Genomic DNA, 17488 nt, shown 5'->3' on the forward strand with positions numbered 1-17488 from the left:
AGCAGCAGGAAGCTGTTAGCGGCAAGGGGCTAGCGCAGGTCGATGCTGCCGTCGGTGCTTTGTCGGTAGACGGTGTAGGGCAGCAAGAGCGTGTCCATGACGCCGGAGAGCGGCACATCAATGAAGGTCCAGGGCACGCTATTCAGCGCCAGGCTGCTCCCCGTACTCGGCGGCCCGTGCAGGACACACAGGTTATACGTCACCCCACTGTAGATACGCGGCACGGACTGGCAATAGGTTTTATCCGCCTTGAGCGCTCTCACGGTGGCGGCATCTTCACGCATCACCGTGGTGACGGTCCCGCAGCCAACCATCATCGACGCACTCCACGCCAGCACCAGCAACTTCATATTTGTTGTGAACATGCGCAGCTCTTTTCTTATGAATGAGGTCGAAAATCTAGCATCGCCCATCCAACGGTCCAGGCGCCTGGCGCCGTCGCTTTGCGTGGGAAACTTCCTGTTCAGTCCAACGGCAATCGGGTTCGGCAAAATCGAGGGGAATCGTTAAACTTGCGACATTTGCGCCTACGCCTCTCAACATGCGTTGCGCCACGGACTCGGCCTCTTCATGACCCTACCCGCTCCCTCTCCCCTCGCCCTGCTCCTGCTGGGCCTGTGCAGCACCGTCCATGCCGAAGAAACGCCGTTGCTGCTGGACCCCAGCGTGGTCACGGGCTCGCGCAGCGCCAGCCCGACCTTCGACCTGCCGTACTCGGTGGACGCCATCAGCCGCGAACAGATCAGCGACGGTCAACTTGGTATCAACGCCTCCGAAGCCCTGTCCCGCGTGCCTGGCCTGGTGGTGCAGAACCGCCAGAACTATGCGCAGGACCTGCAGATTTCTTCCCGTGGCTTCGGTGCCCGCTCGGCGTTCGGGGTGCGCGGCATCAAGCTGGTTGCCGACGGCATCCCCGCCAGCACCCCGGATGGCCAGGGCCAGGCGGCAACGTTCAACCTCGACACCGCCGAGCGCATCGAAGTCCTGCGCGGCCCGGCAGCGACCCTGTACGGCAGCAACGCCGGCGGGGTGATCCAGATGTTCTCCCGCGACGGCGAAGGCCCGCCACGCATCGGCGCCGAAACCCTGGTGGGCAGCGACGGGCTGAGCAAAAACCACCTCACCGCCGAAGGCGCAACCGAGGGTGCAGGCTTTGTGCTGGACGCTTCGCGCATGGACACCAATGGCTACCGCGACCACAGCAGCGCACGCCGTGACCAGACGTTCGCCAAGCTCAACTTCCAGCCCGATGACGACAGCAAGCTGGCGTTGATCTACAGCAGCCTGGAACAGAACGGTACCCAGGACCCGCTGGGGCAGACCTGGGCGGCGTACAAAGCCGACCCGCGCTCGGTGAGCACCAATGCGCTGACCTACAACACGCGTAAAAGCATCGACCATCAGCAACTGGGCATGAACTACGAGCGCTACATCGGCGATGCGACGCTGCAGGTGAATGCGTATACGGGGCGGCGCAGTGTGATTCAGTACCTGTCGATCCCCAGGGGCACCCCCGCCAACGAGCGCGGCGGTGGCGTCGTGCAGTTTGACCGCACGTTCTACGGTGGCAGCGCGCGCTGGATGCAGCCCATCCAGAGCGCGCCGGGGGAGTTGACGATCATCGCGGGCCTGGACTTCGACCAGAGCGAAGACAGCCGCCACGGCTACCAGAACTACAGCGGCGCCACCCTGGGCGTGAAAGGCCAGTTGCGCCGCGATGAAATCGACACCGCGCGCAGCCTCGACCCTTACCTCCAGGCCAATTGGGCCCTGGGCCGCTGGACCCTGCAGGCCGGCATTCGCCACAGCACCATGGAACTGGAGGTGGACGATCAATTCCTCGGCAACGGCGACGCCAGCGGCAGCAAGACCTACCAGAAGAACACGCCGTCGATGAGCGTGATGTACGCCTTCACGCCCGACCTGCACGGTTACGTCAGTGCCGGCAAAGGCTTCGAAACGCCCACCCAGGCCGAGCTGGCCTATGCGCCGGGTAACGTCGAGGGTTTCAACTTTGGCTTGAAGCCGTCGCAAAGCACGCAATATGAAATAGGGTTGAAGGCACAACTGAACAACACCCGCATCAACGCTGCGCTTTTTCAGATCACCACTGATGACGAACTGGTGGTGCAGCAATCCATCGGCGGTCGCACCAGCTATCAAAATGCCGGGCGCACGCTGCGCCGTGGATTCGAACTTGGGGTCGAGAGCCAACTCAGCGAGCAGTGGAGCGCCAACCTCGCCTACACCCGCCTGCAAGCCACCTACGACAGCGACTTTGCCAGCGGCGCGAACACCATCGACAAAGGCAACTACCTGCCCGGCGTGCCGCAAACCACGCTGTTCACCGAGCTGAACTGGAAACCACGGGACTGGGTCAGCACCGCCATCGAAGGCATGTACCGCAGCAAAGTCTATGTCGAAGACACCAACCGCCAACACGCCGCACCGGGCTACAGCGTATTCAACTGGCGCGCACGGTTTGAGCAGAAGATCGAGCACTGGACATTCCACCAGACCTTGCGCCTGGATAACCTGCTGGATCGCCAGTATGTGGGCTCGGTGATCGTGGGGGACGGCAATGGGCGCTACTACGAAGCGGCGCCGGGGCGGTCGTGGTATGCAGGCGCTGGGGCTGAATACCAATTCTAATGTGGGAGGGGGCTTGCGCCCGATAGCGGTGGGTCAGTTACACAGGCATTCACTGACACACCGCATCGGGGGCAAGCCCCCTCCCACATTGGACTGTATTTACATATCTGAAGGTGTGAACACCGTCAGTGTGGGAGGGGGCTTGCCCCCGATAGGGCCGAAGGCCCGCTTCACCCGGCGACGCTGACCTCTTTGGGCAACCGCTGATCAATCACCCGATACAACGCACTGTCCTGCGGCCAGTTGCGCATGAACCGCGCACGGTCTTTGGCATACGCCGCAGCAAAGCTGGCAACCGAGCTGTGTTGGCACATGGCGTCCAGGTCGATCATCGCCCAGCGCCCTTCGCTCCAGAACAGGTTATGCCCCTTGAAATCCCCATGGCTGATGCGCGCCTCGATCAACTCGGCGAACAGCCGGTCCAGCGCCAGCAGTTCATCTTCCGGCGCGTCGCCGCGTTCGACGTAGGGCGCAAAGCGCTCGATGATGTCCGGCCCCGGCAGGTATTCGGTGACCAGATAGGCACGGCTGCGCAACCAGAAAAAGCGCTTCTCCAGGACCGCCAGCGGCTTGGGCGTAGCAAAGCCGAGGAACGCCAGGCGATTGCCTTCGCGCCAGGAATGCCAGGCGCGGCTCGGGCGCCAGAAGCGTTTGAGCCAGTGGGTGAAGCCCTTGATGTTGTAGCGCTTGATCACCAGAGGCCGGCCGGCCACTTCGACCCTGGCCACGCTCGCGGCGCCGCCGGTCTTGTACAGATGGCCTTGGTCGAGCAGCGCATCGGCCTTTTCAAGCACGGGCAGCATGGCCGCCTCTTCCTCACGGCGAATCGCGCGCAGGCCAAAGGCGCCACGTACCACGCTGAACAGGGTGCACTCGCGGCCAACCTTGTTCAGGTAGTCGCGCAAGCGCCAGGCGCTGACTTTGCGCACCTGCTTTTCCAGAGCCTCCAGCGGCAAGGCATGTTCGCCGTTGGCCAGCAGGTAATACACCAGCAATTCTTCGGTAAACGGCGCGAGGTTTTTCGGCAACTGGGCAAAGAACACCCCGAGGTTTTCCAGCACGCGATTGCGCGACAGCGGCTTGCCCGCCTCTTCAGCACGAATCCCCGCGCCATCAATCAGATACAGCTTGCCGCCCTGGCGCAGCAGGTTGTCCAGGTGCAGGTCTTCCTGCCACAAGCCCTTGGCATGCATCTGCGCAATCGCGCCCAGCGCTTCGGCGAGCACGGCGGTTTGTTCGTCGGCCAATGGCGGCAAGCCTTCGACAGCAAGCCAGGCGTCGGCCAGGCTGTGGGCGCCTTCGAGAAACTCGAACAGCAGCCAGCCACCCTCGCCTTCCTGTAAACCGTCGGCCAGCAACAGCGGCGTGGTCAGGCCTTGTTCGGCCAACAACCGCACCCCGCTGCGCTCACGCTGGAAATGCCGCGCCGCCGAGTTGCCAACCAGCAGCTTGGCCAGCACCGGGCGACCGCGCCATATTGCGGCGCCGACGTAGCGCTGCCCCGGCAAAACCCGCAGCAGGCTGAGCAGTTGCAGTTGGCCCGGGCCTGCGGCATCGACCAGGTCGAGGGTCAGGGGCAGGCTGGGAGTACGGCCGGCGTTTTTCAGCTCGGATAAACGCATCAGCGGTTTTCCTTGTGGCTGCGGCGCGCGGTAAGACGCTGATACCAGGTGGCGACCAGCGCACTGTCTTCAGGCTGCTCAAGATACGCCGCCAGAAGCTGTCGCACCTGCGCATCCGACCATTGCGGCGCGCGGCGCAGCAGGGGTTCGAGGTCCTTGACCCGGTCACGCCAGCCGAACAACAAAGGGCGGGTTTTCTCGAGGTCGATCAACTGCGCGGCGTAACCGTCAGCGGTGGCCTGCAGGAAAATATGCTTGGGATAAAAACAGCCATGCACCTGCCCCACGCCGTGCAAACGACGCGCAAGCCTGCCGCAGGCCAGCAGGATGGCGCGCTGCTGGGCGTCGCTCGACTGCGGCCAGTGTTCCAGCAACGAGTCCAAATCGTTCCAACCGTCCAGGGCGCGGGTAAGCAACATCGCACGGCGCTCGCCCTTGACCTTGCGCTCGCCGAAGAACACCGCCTGCAAGGCAGGAATGCCCAGCTTGCGGTACAGGCTGATATTACGAAACTCACGGGCAAAACTTGGCTCGCCGAACGGCCGGTACAAGGTACGCGTCAGGTAGTTGCTCTGGCGCTTGAGGTAGTAACCCTGACCCTCAAGTTCCAGGCGATACACGCTGCTCCATCCGTCACCGCTGGTGTTGGGCTCATCCACCGCATCCAGTTGCTTGGCCCACAACGTATCGAAGCTGGCCAGGCCGTTGCGCTCAAGCAAAGCGCGGTCTTCGACCGCGAGGAAGTCACTCATTCACGCCCCTCGAAAAACTTCACCACATGGCGAATCCGTTGTTTGTCTGACGTCGTCAGGTGCGTGCGTTGGCGGTATTGCATGTAGAAACGCAGGCGCTGGGTGGCCGACAGATGATACTTGGCGACCTTGTCCAGGCAGGCCAGGTCTTTGGTAATGCGGTATTTGAGCCAGAAGCCGCGCCAGAAATCGCCGTTGGGACAGTCGATCATGTACAGCGTGCGCTGATCGTCCACCAGCAGGTTGCGCCACTTCAAGTCGTTATGGGTGAAGCGATGGTCGTGCATGGTCCGCGTGTACTCGGCGAGCTGACGGCTGATACCGTCGACCCAGCGAGGGTCTTTCAGACGCGGGTCATTACGTTCGGCCAGCACCGATAAATCCTCGGTCCTGGGCAATTCCCGGGTAATCATTGCACCCCGGTCATAGGCCAGGCCCTTGCGATCCAGGCCCCAGGCCACCACATCGGCGGTCGGAATACCCCATTTGGCGAAGCGCTTGAGGTTCTGCCATTCGGATTTCACCCGCGGTTTGCCCAGGTAGCGGCGCAGGCCTTTGCCGGCGCCAACGTACCGCTTGACGTAATAATTGATCCCGCCGCGCTCCACACGGATCACTTCCGACAGCGGGTCGCGGGTCAGGCGCTCGCCTTGCAGGGCGAACACGGCTTCCAGGCTGCCAAAGTCGTCCGCGAGCGCAGCGTAGGCGGGTTCCAGATTCCAACCCGCCATCAGAGCGCATCCCCGTAACGCTGCTTGCGCGCGTAGAGCTTGTCGGCCTTGCCTTGCAGCCACAGCAACAGAGCGCTTTCCTCGGCGAGTATCTGGCGCAGCGGCTGCTGGAAATAGCCCTTGAGAAAGCGCAGTTTGTCGCGGCGGGTCAGGCCGATGTCCAGCGCCGAGAAGTACAGCGCCGCCAGGTCCTTGTCACGCCAGCGATGGCTGATTTTGTCGCGCGTCTGGGCGCGGTGCAGGTCGATGATCGAGAGCTTGAAGTTATCGGCCGTCACCGGCGTATCGGTGTGCAGCAGGAAGTGGCAGATGTAGCAATCACGGTGGTTGACGCCGCCGCGATGCATCATGCCGGTCATGCGCGCCACTTCAGCGATCAAAGCGCGCTTGAGACGCGGCTGCGGCGGCTGCTTGAGCCAGTCGATGCTGAAGTCTTCCAGGCTGACAGTCGGCGCCAATTCTTCGGTAATGATGAAGGAGTGCTGATCGGCCGGGTTGCTGCCGCGCTCGCCATAGGCCACGGCGGTCATGGTCGGCACGCCCAGTGCCTGCAGGCGCTGGATCGCCAGCCATTCCTGACCGGCGCCCAGCACCGGCAGCTTGGCGGTGACCAGGTTCTTGACGATCTCGCCCCAGCCGATCCCACGGTGGATCTTCACAAAGTAGCCGCGGCCATCCACCTCGGTACGCAGCGTGCGACGCGCCTCCAGTTCACGGTAAACCTCGCCTTGCAGGCGCTCGACAGCGGCGAACGCATCCTGCCCGGCCCAGAGGGTTTTGAACGGTTCGGCAAGCATCAATTTCATCGTTTTGGCTCCGCCAGAATCACATCCGCAGCGTGCTGCGGCATGCTATAGAGGTCGGCCGTCTCGGCGAAGGCCAACCCATTGCGGCCCCAGGCCGCGCGCTGTGCAGAATCAGACAACATCCGCGCCAGGTACCCGTTGAGCTGCGTCTGTTCGAACGGCTCATCCAGGACCAGGCCACTGTCGGCTTCGGCGATGTAATGGGCATAGCCACATACCGCCGAGACCAGCACCGGCAACCCGGCCACCAGGGCTTCGAGCAAGACCGTGCCGGTGTTTTCGTTATACGCCGGGTGGATCAACAGGTCGGCGCCCAGCAGGAAACGCGGGATATCGCTGCGCCCCTTGAGGAACTGCACGTTATCGCCCAAACCCAATGTGGCGCTCTGCAATTGGAATACTTTGGGGTCGTCCTGGCCGATTACAAACAGACGGGTGCGTTTCTTCAATTGCGACGGTAACGCGGCCAGCGCCTTGAGGCTGCGGTCGACGCCCTTGGTCTTGAAGCCCGAACCGATCTGCACCAGCAGCAAGTCGTCCTCGCCCAGGCCGAATTCCTCGCGGAACCCTTCGCGAATCAGAGCTGCATCCGGCGGCGCACGGCGATCCTGGGCAATGCCCGGCGGCAGCAGGTGGAAGCGTTCCAGCGGTGTGGCGTAATGCTTGATGAACAGCGGCTGCTGCACCTCGGAAATCATCAGGATTTCGGTCTTGGCGTCCTTGGCAAACACGGCGCGCTCGTAGTCGGCAAAGTGCTTGTAACGACCAAAATAACGGTACAGCGAATGACGCAGGTTTTGCGCCTTGTCTTCAAAGCAGCCGTCGGCGGCGTAGTACACGTCAAGGTCGGGCATCTTGTTGAAGCCGATCAGTCGATCCACCGGGCGTTTGGCAAGGTCGGCCTTCATCCACGCGCTGAGCTTCTCGTTGCGCCGATGGTTGAAGAATGCCTTGACCGGCGCCACCAGCACTTCAAAGCCCGGCGGGATATCGCCCTCCCAGATCAAGGTGTACACGCGGATTTTATGCCCGCGTTGCTGACACTCCAGGGCGATGCGCATGAAGTCGCGCTGCAGGCCACCGAAGGGAAAATATTTGTACAGTACGAAAGCCAATTGCATCAGTGCAGCTCCTCAGCCAGTAACAACGTGCTCAGCCGGCTCGCTACACGCTCAGGATTGAGGCGCGTGAAGCACAGGGGCGACTCGCGCTTGATGTCGAACCGCCGCAGGTCATCGGCAGTGGGTTGATAAGTGCATTGCTTTTGCAGGCACGGCGCACACGGCCAGTCGCTGGCCAGGTGGATCTGGCCTTTGCCGTAGGCGCCGGTAAGGCCCGGGTTGGTAGGCCCGAACAGCGAAATGGTCGGCACATCCAGCGCAGCCGCCAGATGGCCCAGACCGGTATCCACCGCCACACAGGCACGGGCACCGGCCAACACACGGGCCACGCCCGCCAGGTTCAGTTTTGGCAGCACTTCGGCGTTGGCCAGGCCTTGAGCCAGTCGCTCGGCGCGGGCCTTTTCGACGGCGCTGCCCCACGGCAATTTCACGTCCACGCCCAGGCGACCCAGGCGTTCGGCCAGTTCGCGCCAGTAGGCCTCGGGCCAGTGCTTGGTGTCCCAGGTCGTGCCGTGCAGCAGCAGCACGAAGGGTTTCTTCGGCGGCAGGCCCAGCAGTTTCTCGACGCTCAGGCCATAGTCGCCCAGGCCCTTGGGCAGGTCGTAACCCAACGCCACGGCAAACAGTTGGCGCAGGCGCTCCACGGCATGTTGCCCTCGTGCCACGGCCAGGCGGCGGGAATAAAAGCGCGCCGCCAGGGGTTCGCGTGCCGAGCTTTTATCGAACCCGGCTACCGGCGCCCGCACGTAGCGGGTAAGCCAGGCACTTTTCAACAGGCCCTGGGCGTCGATCACCAGATCATACCGGGTCGACTGCAGCGCCTGTTTGAACCGCCGCCATTCGCCGCTCTTGAGGGTTTGCCAGAGGTTCTTGCGCCAGCGACGAATCGCCACCGGGATCACCTTGTCCACCGCCGGGTGCCAGGTCGGGATTTCAGCGAAGCCTTCTTCCACCACCCAGTCGAAACGGATGCCGGGGATCGCCCGCGCCGCGTCGGTCAGTGCCGGCAAGGCGTGGATCACGTCGCCCAGGGATGAGGTCTTGATTACCAGTACCCGCAACTCAGTGAACCTCGACCACGTCGCCCTGCAACCGCTGCAACGCGTCGGTCACCGGCTGCGGCAGCAATTGGCGCAGGCAATTGTAGTGGCCGAAACGGCAGGTGCGCTCAAAACAGGGGCTGCAATCCAGGCCCAGGCGCACCACTTCGACCTTGTCCGCCAGGGGCGGGGTGAAGCCGGGTGACGTCGAGCCGTACACCGCCACCAAGGGACGGTTCAGCGCGGCGGCAACGTGCATCAGGCCGGAATCGTTGGACACCACCGCGTCGGCGCACGACAGCAAGTCGATGGCCTCGGCCAGGGACGTTTCGCCGCTGAGGTTCACCGCCTCTTCGCGCAGGCCCGGAATCAGGCGCTGGCGAATATCCTCACCCACCGAATGATCGTTCTTCGAGCCAAACAGCCACACCTGCCAGCCTTCGCGAATCCTGGTCTCGGCGACCTTGGCGTAATGCTCCGACGGCCAGCGCTTGGACTCGCCGAACTCGGCGCCCGGGCACAGCGCCAATACCGGGCGATCCAGCGTCAGGCCGAACTTGGCCAGCGCCGCAGCGCGGGTCAGCGGGTCAATCTGCAAGCTGGGGCGCGGGTACGGCTTGGGCAGTTCAGCGCCCGGTTCGTAGGCCAGGGCCATGAAACGTTCGATCATCAGCGGGTAGCGGGCTTTATCCAGGGTGCGTACGTCATTGAGCAGCACGTAGCGAAACTCGCCGCGCCAGCCGGTACGCTTGGGGATGCCGGCAAAAAACGGCACCAGCGCCGACTTCAGCGAGTTGGGCAACAGGATGGCCTGGTCGTACTGGCCGGCCATGGCTTTGCCGATGCGACGGCGGGTCGCCAATTCCAGCGCGCCATGGCCGAGCGGAAAGCTCAAGGCCTTGCGCACTTGCGGCATGCGCTCAAGGATCGGCCGGCTCCACTCAGGGGCGAGCACGTCGATCTGGCAGTCCGGATAGCGCAGCCGCAGGCACTGGAACAGTGTCTGCGCCATCACCATGTCTCCGACCCAGCTGGGCCCAACGATCAGAATATTCATGTCATTTCCACAAACGATGCGGGGAGGCTTATGCCTCCCCGCCCTAATAGTGTTTCAGCTCAAGCCCAGCGTTTGCCAGATTCGCATCACCTGTCGCCGTTCGTCGGCGAACTGGTCGCCGGCCACCGTACCGGCCTCGTTCTGCAAGGCTTGGCGGTGCGCGGCTGAGCGGTAGGCCTTATACACTTCACGCAGCAAGTGAGCATCGGCGGCGGGCATCAGCCCGACCTGCTCCAGGCCCTCGAGGATGCGGATATTGTCGGTGTAGCGCAGCAACGATGGATGTTGCGCAGACCACGCCAAAGCGGCGTATTGCACCATAAATTCAATATCGACGATACCTCCGGCGTCCTGCTTGAGGTCGAACAGCGCCGTGGCTTCGAAGGCATTGGCGCCCCTGCCGGCCGCCGTGGCCTTGGTACCCAGGTTATCGCGCATCTTGGCGCGCATCTCGCTGACCTCCTGGCGCAGCTTGGCCAGATCCCGCTCACGCCCCAACACGTTGGCGCGCACCTGCTCGAATGCATGGCCCACATCCTGGCTGCCGACCAGGACGCGTGCGCGAATCAGCGCCTGATGCTCCCAGGTCCAGGCTTCATTTTGTTGATAGCGGTCGAATGCGCCCAGCGAACTGACCAGCAAGCCGGACGCACCTGAAGGTCGCAGACGCATATCCACTTCGTACAACTGGCCGGAGTTGGTCTGGGTGGTCAGCAGGTGAATGATGCGCTGGCCCAGGCGCGTGAAAAACTGCGCGCCGTCGATCGGCTTGGCGCCGTCGGTCTCGGCCTGCGGGTCGCCGTCATGGATAAACACCAGGTCCAGGTCCGAACCATGCCCCAGTTCGATACCGCCGACTTTTCCATAACCGACAATGATGAACCCGGGATCGCACAGGCTGCCGTCCAGCCGTTGCGGTGAGCCGTGGCGGGCAACAGTCTGGCGCCAGGCCAGGGCCAGCACTTGCTCGAGAATGGCCTCGGCGAGCCAGGTGAGGTAGTCGCTGACTTTCATCAACGGCAGGCTGCCGGCGATTTCCGACGCCGCCACGCGCAGACGGTGCGCCAGCTTGAAATGGCGCAGCGCTTCCATCTGCTGCTCGAGGTCGTCCTCGGGGATGCGTGTGAGGCGCTCGCGCAACTCGGCAGCCAGTTCCGGCGCCAGCGGCGGTTTGAACAAGCGTCCTTCGTTGAGCAATTCATCCAGCAACAGCGGAAAGCGCGTGATCTGCTCGGCGATCCACGGGCTCGCGGCGCACAGGGTCAGCAGACGGCGCAGGGCGTCGGGATTCTCGGTGAGCAGCACCAGGTAAGCGGAACGCCGGGCGACGGCTTCCACCAGGGGCAATACGCGCTCCAGCACCAGGTCCGGATTGGCGTGTTCGACAGCCTGGGCCAGCAAACGCGGGATAAACGCATCCAGGCGCTCGCGACCGAGGCGCTGCATGGCGCGCAGTTGCGGACTACCGCGCAGGCCGGCCAGGGCTTTGAGGGCCTTGGGCGCGTCAGTAAAGCCGCCTTCGCCCAATTGGCGGCAGGCCGCGTCGTCGTCCTGGGACTCTTCCCACAGCGGCAGCCACTCCCCGCCGACGACCAACTCGCTTTCTTCACCCTCTTCTTCATCAGGGTCGGCAATCACTTGGCGGAAATGCCAATCCACCCGCCCACGCCAATACATCAAGCGCTCGTGGAACGCGGCCCAATCGGCAAAGCCCAGCATGAAGGCAATACGCGCCTGGTCTTCGGGGCTGTCCGGGAGCATTTGGGTCTGGCGGTCGGCAATCGCCTGGATCGCGTGTTCGGTGTAACGCAGGAATTCGTAGCCATTGCGCAGCTCGGCAATCACCGCTGGCGGCAGGTAGCCCTGGCCTTCCAGGGTGCCGAGCACGTTCAACAGCGGGCGTTGCTGCAGGCTGAGGTCGCGACCACCGTGGATCAGTTGAAACGCCTGGGCGATAAATTCCACCTCGCGAATACCGCCCGAACCCAACTTGATATTGTCGGCCATGCCCTTGCGCCGCACTTCCTGCTGGATCAACTGCTTCATGGTGCGCAGCGCTTCGATGGCCGAGAAGTCCAGGTAACGGCGATAGACGAACGGGCGCAGCATGTCGAGCAGTTGCGCGCCGGCCACCTGGTCTCCGGCGACGACGCGGGCCTTGATCATGGCGTAGCGTTCCCAGTCGCGGCCCTGGTCCTGGTAGTACTGCTCCAGCGCGTTGAAGCTGAGTACCAGCGCACCCGACGAACCGTAGGGGCGCAGGCGCATGTCGACGCGAAAGACGAAACCGTCGACGGTCATCGGGTCGAGGGCCTTGATCAATTTTTGACCAAGACGGATGAAAAACTCCTGGTTATCCAGGGCGCGCTTGACCCCTACTGTCTCGCCGCCTTCGGGGTAGGCGAAGATCAGGTCGATATCCGACGACAGGTTCAGCTCCACGGCCCCGAGCTTGCCCATGCCGAGGATGACCATGTGCTGCGCCTCGCCGCTGCGCCGCCCGGTGGGCGTGCCGAACTGCACGCAATGGCGCTGGTACAGCCACTGGTAGGCCTGGTCGATACAGGCGTCGGCCATGTCGGAGAGGTCGCGACAGGTTTGCACCAGGTCTGCCTGGCGGGTCAGGTCGCGCCAAATGATGCGCACCTGCTGGCGCGTGCGCTGGCGGCGCAGCACACGGCCCATCTGCTCTTCTGTATCGGCCTGTTGCACGGCACCGGCAATCTGCCCGCACAGTTCACCCGGCGCAAAACCCCGGTCCAGCTCGCCCCAGGCCACCAGCTCGAGCAACATCAAAGGGTCACGAACACTCTGTTCAATCACGAAATCACTGGCGGCGCACACCCGCGCGAAGTCGGCCCAGCGTTGCGGCGTCCAGCCAGAAAGGCCATGATCGTCATCCAGCGCGGCCACGGCGTCACGAAATGACTGCTCGGCCCGGCTGGCGTAAGGCAACAGAATGGCCGGCAGTTCGGCCAGCGTAGGAAGGCTCATGGTCTATCCTTGATCGGCGGGTAAATGGCGTGTAGTTGTGAACGCAGGAGCCCTGCTCGATGAAGGACTGTCGAACAAAAGTTAGAAATAGCTGAAATTAAATTAATCTTGGCAGGCAACATCAAACTTTCACCTTTTCTTGTTCGCAATAGACCAACAATAACGATTATGCTCACCAGCCAGACCGAGCCATACGCTCGGTCTTGTGTAGTTTTACTACTCGTATATACATTCGAAAGGCTGAAATGGCCGACGATTTGTAGTAAAACTACAGGACGCCGAAGCAACCTTCGGCCATCCAAGAATTTATGTCGTCTGCCCACAAGGCCAGTCGCAAACTTCAGGCAACCGATTCTGGTAGCCTTTCCGCCCTGGAGCAAGCCATGCAAGACCTCGATCCCGTCGAAACCCAGGAATGGCTGGACGCCCTGGAATCGGTTCTCGACAAAGAAGGCGAAGACCGTGCTCATTACCTGATGACCCGTATGGGCGAACTCGCGACCCGCAGCGGCTCGCAGTTGCCTTACGCCATCACCACGCCATACCGCAACACCATCCCCGTTACCCACGAAGCACGCATGCCTGGCGACCTGTTCATGGAACGCCGCATTCGCTCGCTGGTACGCTGGAACGCCATGGCGATGGTAATGCGCACGAACTTGAAAGATTCGGACCTGGGCGGTCACATCTCCAGCTTCGCTTCCAGCGCAACCCTGTATGACATCGGCTTCAACTACTTCTTCCAGGCCCCGACCGACGAACACGGCGGCGACCTGATCTACTTCCAGGGTCACACCTCGCCAGGCGTCTACGCCCGTGCGTTCATGGAAGGTCGCATCAGCGAAGAACAAATGAACAACTTCCGCCAGGAAGTCGACGGTCAGGGCCTGTCGTCCTACCCGCACCCTTGGCTGATGCCTGATTTCTGGCAGTTCCCGACGGTATCCATGGGCCTGGGCCCGATCCAGGCGATCTACCAGGCACGCTTCATGAAGTACCTGGAAGCCCGTGGCTTCATCCCCGAAGGCAAGCAGAAAGTCTGGTGCTTCCTGGGCGACGGCGAGTGCGACGAGCCGGAATCCCTGGGCGCCATCTCCCTGGCCGGCCGCGAGAAGCTGGACAACCTGATCTTCGTCATCAACTGCAACCTGCAGCGCCTCGACGGCCCGGTTCGCGGCAACGGCAAGATCATCCAGGAACTCGAAGGCGTGTTCCGCGGCGCTCACTGGAACGTGACCAAAGTCATCTGGGGCCGTTTCTGGGACCCACTGCTGGCCAAGGACGTCGACGGTATCCTGCAACGTCGCATGGACGAAGTCATCGACGGCGAGTACCAGAACTACAAGGCCAAAGACGGCGCGTTCGTTCGCGAGCACTTCTTCAACACGCCTGAAATCAAGGCGATGGTTGCCGACCTGTCCGACGACGAGATCTGGAAACTCAACCGTGGCGGCCACGACCCGTACAAGGTCTACGCGGCGTACCACGAAGCGGTCAACCACAAGGAACAACCGACCGTCATCCTGGCCAAGACCATCAAGGGTTATGGCACCGGTGCCGGCGAAGCGAAGAACACCGCGCACAACACCAAGAAAGTCGACGTCGACAGCCTGAAGCTGTTCCGCGACCGCTTCGACATCCCGGTCAAGGACGAAGAGCTGGAGAACCTGCCGTTCTTCAAGCCGGAGCCGAACAGCGCCGAAGCTCGCTACCTCAGCGAGCGCCGTAGCGCCCTGGGCGGTTTCGTGCCGCAACGCCGCGCCAAGAGCATGAGCATCCCGACGCCGCCACTCGATACCCTCAAGGCTATCCTGGACGGCTCGGGCGACCGTGAAATCTCCACCACCATGGCCTTCGTGCGCATCCTTGCGCAACTGGTCAAGGACAAGGAAATCGGTTCGCGCATCGTACCGATCATCCCGGACGAAGCCCGTACCTTCGGTATGGAAGGCATGTTCCGTCAGTTGGGCATCTACTCCTCCGTCGGCCAGCTCTATGACCCGGTCGATAAAGACCAGGTGATGTTCTACAAGGAAGACAAGAAGGGCCAGATCCTCGAGGAAGGCATCAACGAAGCGGGCGCCATGAGCTCCTTCATCGCTGCCGGTACGTCGTACTCCAGCCACAACCAGCCGATGCTGCCGTTCTACATTTTCTACTCGATGTTCGGCTTCCAGCGCATTGGCGACCTGGCATGGGCAGCCGGCGACAGCCGTACCCGTGGCTTCCTGATCGGCGGTACCGCCGGCCGCACCACGCTGAATGGCGAAGGCCTGCAACACGAAGACGGTCACAGCCACATCCTGGCTGCCACCATCCCGAACTGCCGCACCTTTGATCCAACCTACGGCTACGAGCTGGCGGTGATCATCCAGGACGGCATGAAAAAGATGACCGAAGAGCAGCAGGACGTTTTCTACTACATTACCGTGATGAACGAGTCCTACCAGCAGCCAGCGATGCCGGCCGGCGTGGAAGAAGGCATCATCAAGGGCATGTACCTGCTCGAGGAAGACACCAAGGAAGCGGCGCACCACGTACAGCTGATGGGCTCCGGCACCATCCTGCGCGAAGTGCGTGAAGCGGCGAAGATCCTGCGTGACGAATTCAACGTCGGCGCCGACGTGTGGAGCGTGACCAGCTTCAACGAACTGCGTCGCGACGGCCTGGCCGTAGAGCGCAGCAACCGCCTGCACCCTGGCCAGAAGCCAGCCAAGAGCTATGTCGAAGAATGCCTGGCCGGCCGTAAGGGTCCAGTCATCGCCTCTACCGACTACATGAAACTGTTTGCGGAACAAATTCGCCAGTGGGTCCCGTCCAAGGAATTCAAAGTCCTGGGCACCGACGGTTTCGGTCGCAGTGACAGCCGCAAGAAGCTGCGTCACTTCTTCGAAGTCGACCGTCACTTCGTGGTGTTGGCAGCCCTGGAAGCCTTGGCTGACCGTGGTGAGATCGAACCCAAGGTGGTGGCTGACGCCATCGTCAAGTTCGGGATCAACCCGGAAAAACGCAACCCACTGGACTGCTGAGGAGATTTTTTGTGAGCGAACTCATTCGCGTACCTGACATCGGCAGCGGTGAAGGTGAAGTAATCGAGCTGTTTGTGAAGGTCGGCGACACCGTCGAAGCCGACCAGAGCATCCTGACCCTGGAGTCGGACAAGGCGAGCATGGAAATCCCTGCTCCCAAGGCCGGCGTGGTCAAGAGCCTGAAAGTGAAGCTGGGCGACCGCCTGAAAGAAGGCGACGAACTGCTGGAGCTGGAAATCGAAGGTGCTGCCGATGCAGCGCCTGCGGCTGCCGCTCCGGCCGCCGCTGCACCTGCACCTGCACCTGCACCTGCTGCTGAAAAGCCTGCCGCTGCCGCCGAGGCCCCAGCGGCCCCGGCTGCCGCACCTGCCGCCGCCAGCGTCCAGGACATTCACGTCCCGGACATCGGCTCGTCGGGCAAGGCCAAGATCATCGAGCTGCTGGTCAAGGTCGGCGACACCGTCGAAGCCGACCAGTCGCTGATCACCCTGGAGTCCGACAAGGCCTCCATGGAAATCCCATCGCCGGCTGCCGGCGTGGTGGAAAGCATTGCGGTCAAGCTGGAAGACGAAGTCGGCACCGGTGACTTCATCCTCAAGCTGAAAGTACAAGGCGCTGCGCCTGCGGCCGCTCCGGCAGCGGCCGCCGCTCCGGCTGCCAAGGCTGAAGCTGCTCCGGCTGCTGCCGCCCCTGCACCTGCTGCAAAAGCTGAGGCCGCTCCGGCCCCTGCTGCTGCCGCCCCCGCGCCAAGCGGTGCCAAGGTTCACGCCGGCCCGGCTGTACGCCAACTGGCCCGTGAATTCGGCGTCGAGCTGAGCGCCGTCTCGGCCAGCGGTCCTCACGGTCGCGTGCTGAAGGAAGACGTGCAGGCTTACGTCAAGGCCATGATGCAGAAGGCCAAGGAAGCGCCAGCTGCCGGTGGCGCTACCGGGGGCTCGGGCATTCCGCCGATCCGTACCGTGGATTTCAGCCGTTTCGGCGAAATCGAAGAAGTGCCGATGACCCGCCTGATGCAAATCGGCGCGGCCGGCCTGCACGCCAGCTGGCTGAACATCCCGCACGTGACTCAGTTCGACCAGGCCGATATCACCGACCTGGAAGCCTTCCGCGTTGCGCAGAAAGCCGTGGCCGAGAAGGCCGGCGTGAAGCTGACCGTGCTGCCCCTGCTGCTCAAGGCCTGTGCACACCTGCTCAAGGAACTGCCGGAATTCAACAGCTCGCTGGCGCCAAGCGGCAAAGCGATCATCCGCAAGAAGTACGTGAACATCGGCTTTGCGGTCGACACCCCTGACGGCCTGCTGGTACCGGTCATCAAGAACGTCGACCAGAAGAGCCTGCTGCAACTGGCTGGCGAAGCGGCTGCGTTGGCCGCCAAGGCCCGCGACAAGAAGCTCACCCCGGACGACATGCAGGGCGCATGCTTCACCATCTCCAGCCTCGGGCACATTGGCGGTACGGGCTTCACGCCAATCGTCAACGCGCCGGAAGTGGCGATCCTGGGTGTGTCCAAGGCGACTATCCAGCCGGTGTGGGACGGTAAAGCGTTCCAGCCCAAGCTGATGCTGCCACTGTCGCTGTCCTACGATCACCGCGTGATCAACGGCGCCGCAGCGGCACGCTTCACCCAGCGCCTGAGCCAGTTGCTCAACGACATCCGCACCATCCTGCTGTAAGCCGCAACGGC

12 protein-coding genes are annotated in these 17488 nt (G+C 62.6%); 3 read left to right on the forward strand and 9 right to left on the reverse strand.

What is annotated here, in order from left to right; genetic code table 11:
* Nucleotides 1-29 precede the first annotated feature (29 nt).
* Nucleotides 30-365 (reverse strand): YceK/YidQ family lipoprotein, encoded by a 336-nt coding sequence (locus tag BFQ00_RS22830; protein ID WP_083208087.1) that lies wholly within the window; start codon nt 363-365, stop codon nt 30-32.
* A 205-nt stretch (nt 366-570) separates the two neighbouring features.
* On the opposite strand from BFQ00_RS22830, the gene BFQ00_RS22835 reads away from it, so the two are divergent.
* Entirely contained in the window at nt 571-2652 is a 2082-nt protein-coding gene (locus BFQ00_RS22835; RefSeq protein ID WP_065934832.1) for a TonB-dependent receptor family protein, read from the forward strand.
* Nucleotides 2653-2822: 170 nt separating this feature from the next.
* On the opposite strand, the gene BFQ00_RS22840 is transcribed toward BFQ00_RS22835, so the two are convergent.
* Genes BFQ00_RS22840 through glnE form a run of 8 tightly spaced genes read right to left on the reverse strand, consistent with a single transcriptional unit; the run spans nt 2823 to nt 12775 of the window.
* Nucleotides 2823-4274, reverse strand: coding sequence for a lipopolysaccharide kinase InaA family protein (locus BFQ00_RS22840; RefSeq protein WP_065934833.1), 1452 nt, complete (start codon nt 4272-4274; stop codon nt 2823-2825).
* Entirely contained in the window at nt 4274-5026 is a 753-nt protein-coding gene (locus BFQ00_RS22845) for a lipopolysaccharide kinase InaA family protein (RefSeq protein ID WP_065886569.1), read from the reverse strand. Before BFQ00_RS22845 ends, BFQ00_RS22840 begins: the two co-directional genes overlap by 1 nt.
* Nucleotides 5023-5757 (reverse strand): lipopolysaccharide kinase InaA family protein, encoded by a 735-nt coding sequence (locus BFQ00_RS22850; protein ID WP_065886570.1) that lies wholly within the window; start codon nt 5755-5757, stop codon nt 5023-5025. Before BFQ00_RS22850 ends, BFQ00_RS22845 begins: the two co-directional genes overlap by 4 nt.
* The gene (gene rfaP / locus BFQ00_RS22855) at nt 5757-6563 is read right to left on the reverse strand and encodes a lipopolysaccharide core heptose(I) kinase RfaP (RefSeq protein WP_065886571.1); all 807 of its coding nucleotides are present in this window, start codon (nt 6561-6563) and stop codon (nt 5757-5759) included. Before rfaP ends, BFQ00_RS22850 begins: the two co-directional genes overlap by 1 nt.
* Nucleotides 6560-7684, reverse strand: a complete 1125-nt coding sequence (locus BFQ00_RS22860) for a glycosyltransferase family 4 protein (RefSeq protein WP_065934834.1) — start codon at nt 7682-7684, stop codon at nt 6560-6562. Before BFQ00_RS22860 ends, rfaP begins: the two co-directional genes overlap by 4 nt.
* Nucleotides 7684-8745 carry a lipopolysaccharide heptosyltransferase I gene (gene waaC / locus BFQ00_RS22865; RefSeq protein ID WP_065934835.1) on the reverse strand — a complete coding sequence of 354 codons (1062 nt, stop codon included), beginning with the start codon at nt 8743-8745 and terminating at the stop codon, nt 7684-7686. Before waaC ends, BFQ00_RS22860 begins: the two co-directional genes overlap by 1 nt.
* Nucleotide 8746: 1 nt before the next feature.
* Entirely contained in the window at nt 8747-9781 is a 1035-nt protein-coding gene (gene waaF, locus BFQ00_RS22870; RefSeq protein WP_065934836.1) for a lipopolysaccharide heptosyltransferase II, read from the reverse strand.
* A 54-nt stretch (nt 9782-9835) separates the two neighbouring features.
* Complete coding sequence (gene glnE, locus BFQ00_RS22875; protein WP_065934837.1) at nt 9836-12775, reverse strand: bifunctional [glutamate--ammonia ligase]-adenylyl-L-tyrosine phosphorylase/[glutamate--ammonia-ligase] adenylyltransferase; 2940 nt, start codon at nt 12773-12775, stop codon at nt 9836-9838.
* A 383-nt stretch (nt 12776-13158) separates the two neighbouring features.
* Between glnE and aceE the strand changes: the two genes are divergently transcribed.
* Together aceE and aceF are read left to right on the forward strand one after the other, a co-directional pair.
* The gene (aceE, locus tag BFQ00_RS22880) at nt 13159-15804 is read left to right on the forward strand and encodes a pyruvate dehydrogenase (acetyl-transferring), homodimeric type (protein ID WP_065934838.1); all 2646 of its coding nucleotides are present in this window, start codon (nt 13159-13161) and stop codon (nt 15802-15804) included.
* A gap of 11 nt (nt 15805-15815) precedes the next feature.
* Nucleotides 15816-17477: a dihydrolipoyllysine-residue acetyltransferase gene (aceF, locus tag BFQ00_RS22885; RefSeq protein WP_065934839.1), complete on the forward strand. Its 1662-nt coding sequence runs from the start codon at nt 15816-15818 to the stop codon at nt 17475-17477.
* Nucleotides 17478-17488: the final 11 nt, after the last annotated feature.

This window comes from Pseudomonas sp. 28 E 9 (assembly GCF_900004785.1).
Taxonomy (GTDB): Bacteria; Pseudomonadota; Gammaproteobacteria; order Pseudomonadales; family Pseudomonadaceae; genus Aquipseudomonas; species Aquipseudomonas orientalis_A.